Annotated in this window: 4 protein-coding genes and 1 pseudogene; 2 read left to right on the top strand and 3 right to left on the bottom strand. The window is 70.5% G+C overall.

Translation table 11 applies throughout. The features are described 5' to 3' along the window. Positions 1 to 301: pseudogene (locus AC2VON_RS09845) on the bottom strand (amidohydrolase); the annotation flags it as partial. A 53-nt stretch (positions 302 to 354) separates the two neighbouring features. Here AC2VON_RS09845 and AC2VON_RS09840 point away from each other — a divergent pair. Together AC2VON_RS09840 and AC2VON_RS09835 are read left to right on the top strand one after the other, a co-directional pair. Beyond that, positions 355 to 1149 carry a purine-nucleoside phosphorylase gene (locus AC2VON_RS09840; protein WP_486952787.1) on the top strand — a complete coding sequence of 265 codons (795 nt, stop codon included), beginning with the start codon at positions 355 to 357 and terminating at the stop codon, positions 1147 to 1149. Next, positions 1146 to 2762 (top strand): phospho-sugar mutase, encoded by a 1617-nt coding sequence (locus tag AC2VON_RS09835; RefSeq protein ID WP_486952786.1) that lies wholly within the window; start codon positions 1146 to 1148, stop codon positions 2760 to 2762. Before AC2VON_RS09840 ends, AC2VON_RS09835 begins: the two co-directional genes overlap by 4 nt. A gap of 5 nt (positions 2763 to 2767) precedes the next feature. On the opposite strand, the gene upp is transcribed toward AC2VON_RS09835, so the two are convergent. Continuing rightward, complete coding sequence (gene upp, locus AC2VON_RS09830) at positions 2768 to 3391, bottom strand: uracil phosphoribosyltransferase (protein WP_486952785.1); 624 nt, start codon at positions 3389 to 3391, stop codon at positions 2768 to 2770. Between the two features lie 29 nt (positions 3392 to 3420). Then, positions 3421 to 4602: PE-PPE domain-containing protein (locus AC2VON_RS09825; RefSeq protein ID WP_486952784.1), on the bottom strand; the 1182-nt coding region annotated here is incomplete at its 5' end.

Raw genomic sequence — 4602 nt, 5'->3', positions numbered from 1 at the left:
AGGCGTACGGCGCACCGGTCAGGTCCGGCATCGGCAGCGCGTCGATGTCGGCCCGCAGCGCGATGCGGGGCCGATGTTCCGGGCCGAAGTCGCAGGTCAGCCCGGTGCCGGCGGGCAGAACCTTCGGGTTGAGGCCGGCACCCGCCAACCGCTCGGCGACGAACTGGGTGGTGGCGTACTCCTGACGGCTCAGCTCCGGATGGCTGTGCAGATGCCGCCGCCAGGCCACCATGTCGCCGAAGTTCGCGGCCAGCCACGACTCGGCGCTCTCCGGTGCGCCGAAGGCGGTGGCTGAGGGCATTCCCGAAGTATCCCACCAGTGCCCGCCAGTGCCCGCCGCTAGGCTCATGGCCTGTGGCGACTTCCGATTTGCTCGCGCGGCAGGCGGCACGTGCCATCGCCGAACGCACCGGGGTCGCCGAACACGACGTGGCGGTCGTGCTCGGGTCCGGCGCAGCGCCGGCCGTGGCGGCACTGGGCTCGGCGACCGCAGCGGTGGCGATGGCCGAGGTTCCCGGATTCACCGCGCCGACCGCTTCGGGGCATACCGGTGAGCTGGTGTCGACGCGCATCGCCGGACATCGGGTGCTGGTGCTGGTCGGGCGGATCCACGCCTACGAGGGGCACACCCCCGCCGAGGTCGTCCACCCGGTGCGCACCGCCGTGGCGGCGGGCGCCCGCACGGTCGTGCTGACCAACGCCGCGGGCGGGCTGCGAGACGACTTCGCCATCGGCCAGCCGGTGCTCATCGGCGACCACCTGAACCTGACCGGACGGTCGCCGCTGGTGGGCGCGGAGTTCGTCGACCTGGTCGACGCGTACGCCGGGCGGCTGCGGGCGCTGGCCCGTCAGGTCGACCCGGCGCTGGCCGAGGGTGTGTACGCCGGGGTGAGCGGGCCGCAGTATGAGACACCGGCAGAGGTCCGCATGCTGCGCAACCTGGGCGCCGATCTGGTGGGGATGTCGACCGTGCACGAGACGATCGCCGCCCGCGCGGCCGGCGCACAGGTGCTGGGCGTGTCGCTGGTGACCAACCTGGCGGCGGGGATCACCGGCGAGCCGCTCAGCCACGCCGAGGTGCTGGCGGCGGGTCGCGCTTCGGCGGCCCGGATGGGTTCGCTGCTGGCCGAAGTCATCGCCCGGTTGTGACCCCCGAGGACTGGATCGCCCACGATCCTGACCCGGTGACCGCCGCCGAGCTGGCGGCTTGTGACGCCGAGGAGTTGGCCGCCCGGTTCGCCCGGCCGCTGCGGTTCGGCACCGCGGGGCTGCGCGGGCCGGTGCGCGGCGGCCCCGACGCGATGAACACCGCGGTGGTGCTGCGCGCCAGCTGGGCGGTGGCCCAGGTGCTCGGTGATAACCGGGCCGGCGCGACGGTGGTCGTCGGACGCGATGCCCGACACGGCTCGGCCCAGTTCGCCACCGCGGCCGCTGAAGTAGTTGCTGCCGAGGGCTTTTCGGTGCTGTCGTTGCCGACTCCGCTGCCCACCCCGGTGGTGGCGTTTGCCGTGCGGCAGATCGGCGCCGCAGCCGGGATTCAGATCACCGCATCGCACAACCCGGCTGCCGACAACGGATACAAGGTGTACGGCGACGCAGGCCTGCAGATCATCTCGCCCACCGATACCGAGATCGAGGCCGCGATGGCCGCTGCTCCCCCGGCCGACGCGATCGCCCGGCGGGCAGTCGCACCCGCCAATACCGAACTGGTGCAATGCTACATCGACCGTGCCGCATCGCTGCGACGATGCGACGGCGACATACGGGTAGCGCTGACCCCGCTGCACGGGGTGGGTGGCGCGGTGGCGGTTGCGACGCTGCGGCGTGCCGGATTCGGTGACATTCACACCGTCGCAAGCCAGTTCGCCCCGGACCCAGACTTTCCCACCGTCGCGTTCCCGAACCCGGAGGAACCCGGCGCCACCGATGCACTCCTGGAGCTGGCGGCCGACGTCGACGCCGATATCGCCATCGCGTTGGACCCCGACGCCGACCGATGCGCCGTCGGGATACCCACCCCGGTCGGCTGGCGGATGCTCTCCGGCGACGAAACCGGTTGGCTGCTTGGCGATCACCTGCTGTCGCAGTTGCCGGCCGGTCGGGCGGCGGCCAGCGTGGTAGCCAGCACGGTGGTGTCGTCGCGGATGCTGGCGTCGATCGCCACCGGCTACGGTGCGCATCATGTCGAGACGCTGACCGGGTTCAAATGGCTGGCCCGCGCCGACATGCTCCCAGCCGGCCTGCCCGGCGTCACCCTGGTCTACGCCTACGAGGAAGCGATCGGGCACTGCGTCGACCCGGATGCGGTGCGGGACAAGGACGGCATTAGCGCGGCGGTGCTGGCCTGTGACCTGGTGGCGGCGCTCCGACGACTGGGCCGATCGGTACCCGACGCGCTCGACGTGCTGGCCCGCCGGCACGGCGTACACGTCGGCACCGCGGTGTCACGCCGGGTCGCCGACGCCGGTGAAGCGGCCGCGATGATGCAGCGGCTGCGCGCCGACCCGCCGCGTGCTTTGGCCGGAATCGTGGTAACCGCAACTGATCTACTGCAGAGCAAAAGGCAGCACTCCGACGCGCTGATCTTCTCCGGCGAGTGTGGTGACACCTCGGTCCGGACGGTGGTGCGGCCGTCGGGCACCGAGCCGAAGCTCAAGTGCTACATCGAAGTTCGGTGTCCAGCCGGCGGTGATCTGGGTGCGGCCCGAGCGCGCGCGACCCGGCTGCGTGACCAGCTGGTCGATCTGGTGGGCGGCTGGTAGGCCGCTCAGCGCGGCCCGAACTGGCGATCCCCGGCGTCACCGAGACCGGGCACGATATAGGCGTTCTCGTCGAGTCGCTGGTCGATGGCAGCGGTGAACAGCCGCACGTTCGGGACTGCTTTCTCCAGCGCGGCGAGACCTTCCGGCGCGGCCACCACGCACAGCACGGTGATGTCGGTTGCGCCGCGATCACGTAGCACCCCGATGGTGTGGGCCATCGACCCGCCGGTGGCCAGCATCGGGTCGAGGACCAGCACCGGCTTCGTGCGCAGATTCCCCGGCAGCGACGCGAGATACGGGACGGGGCGATGGGTTCGCTGGTCGCGCACCACCCCGACGAACCCCACGTCGGCTTCGGGGAGCAGCGCGTGCGCCTGGTCGATCATCCCCAGCCCGGCGCGCAGCACACCCACCAGAAGCGGCGGCGTGACAAGCCTCACCCCGGTTGCGTCGGCCAGCGGCGTGCGGACCGTGACCTGCTCGCGGGGCGCGTCGCTGGTGGCTTCGTAGACCAGCATCAGCGTCAGGTCACGCAGCGCGGCCCGAAACGCCGCGTTGCCGGTGCGCTCGTCGCGCAGCGTGGTCAGCCGGGCAGCGGCCAGCGGGTGGTCGATGACGCGCACATCCACGACTCGACCCTACGGGCCTACGGACCGGCTCAGGCGCCGAAGAAGTTGAAGATGTCGAAGACCCCGCCGACCAGGTCGATCACCGGCTTGCCGGAGATGAGCGGCCCGTCGAGCAGGGCGGCCGGACCGATGACGCTGCCCAGGTCCAGCGCGTTGGCCGCGTCGTTCCAGGCCGTGATCAGGCCGGTGTCGACCGAGTTGACCAGGTCGTAGCCGGTGGCGGCCTGCAGGGCCTGGGTTATGCCGGCCACCGTCGCGATGTCCCCGGCCGACAACGTGCCGCCGGCTGCCGCGACGTCTGCCCAGGGGCCGATGACGCTTTGAATGAGGGCGTTCTGCGCGCCGGCCAGCAGCTGTAGCGGATCCATCTTCTCGAAAAACCCGGCGACGCCCGAGCCGTCCCAGAGGCCGCCGAGCGGGGTCGCCGCCCAGGGGCCGCCCGCCACACCGAAGGCTGCTTGGTACGGACTGCCACCGAGGCTAACCGGGATCAGGTGGAACCCATCGATCGCCGGATCGCCGGCGTTGCCGTAGCCCCAGTCGACGATCAACCTGGCCCACGGCGAGAAGAAATCGCCGAAGAACTGCCCGGCGGTCCCACCGTCGAACGCCAACCCCAGGATCGGCAGGTTCTCGGGAATGTCGTAAAAGTGGGCGTCGCCGATCGCACCGACATCGATGGCACTGGCAACGTCGCCGGGGGTGAGGCCCGGGTAAGTCGGGTGCACGGTGGCGATGCCGATCAGGGCGTTGATGAGGGCCAGAATGTTGGACGGGTCTTGCGGGAAGTTGGCCCAGCCGTCGTATTCGCCGGTGTAGATGTCGGTCGCGATGGGCTCGATCGGGGTGGGCCCGATGCTGAGCGGGATGTTGACGAACGGAACGTGCTGGGGGGCGGGGCTCAAACTGAAGGGTTGGACACCGTCGGGGAAATCGAGGCGGGTCAGCATGCCGCCGATCGGGTTGTCGGGGTCACCGATCAGCACGACGTGCAGGTTGCTCAGGTCCACCCCGGCCGGCGGGTTTTTGATGAGGTCCTGCATCGCGATTGTCGAGATGGTCGCGCTCTGCGAGTAGCCGAACACCGTGACGTTGTCGCCGCCCTGCAGTGCGGGGACGATCTTGTCGTCCAGAATGCTGACGCCCTGGGCCAGCGAATCACCGAAATTCAGCTGCGGATTCGGCGGGGGCAGGCAGACGAACGGGCAGAA

Source organism: Mycobacterium sp. TH-M82 (genome assembly GCF_057473605.1).
This window is presented reverse-complemented; position numbering and strand designations above follow the sequence as displayed.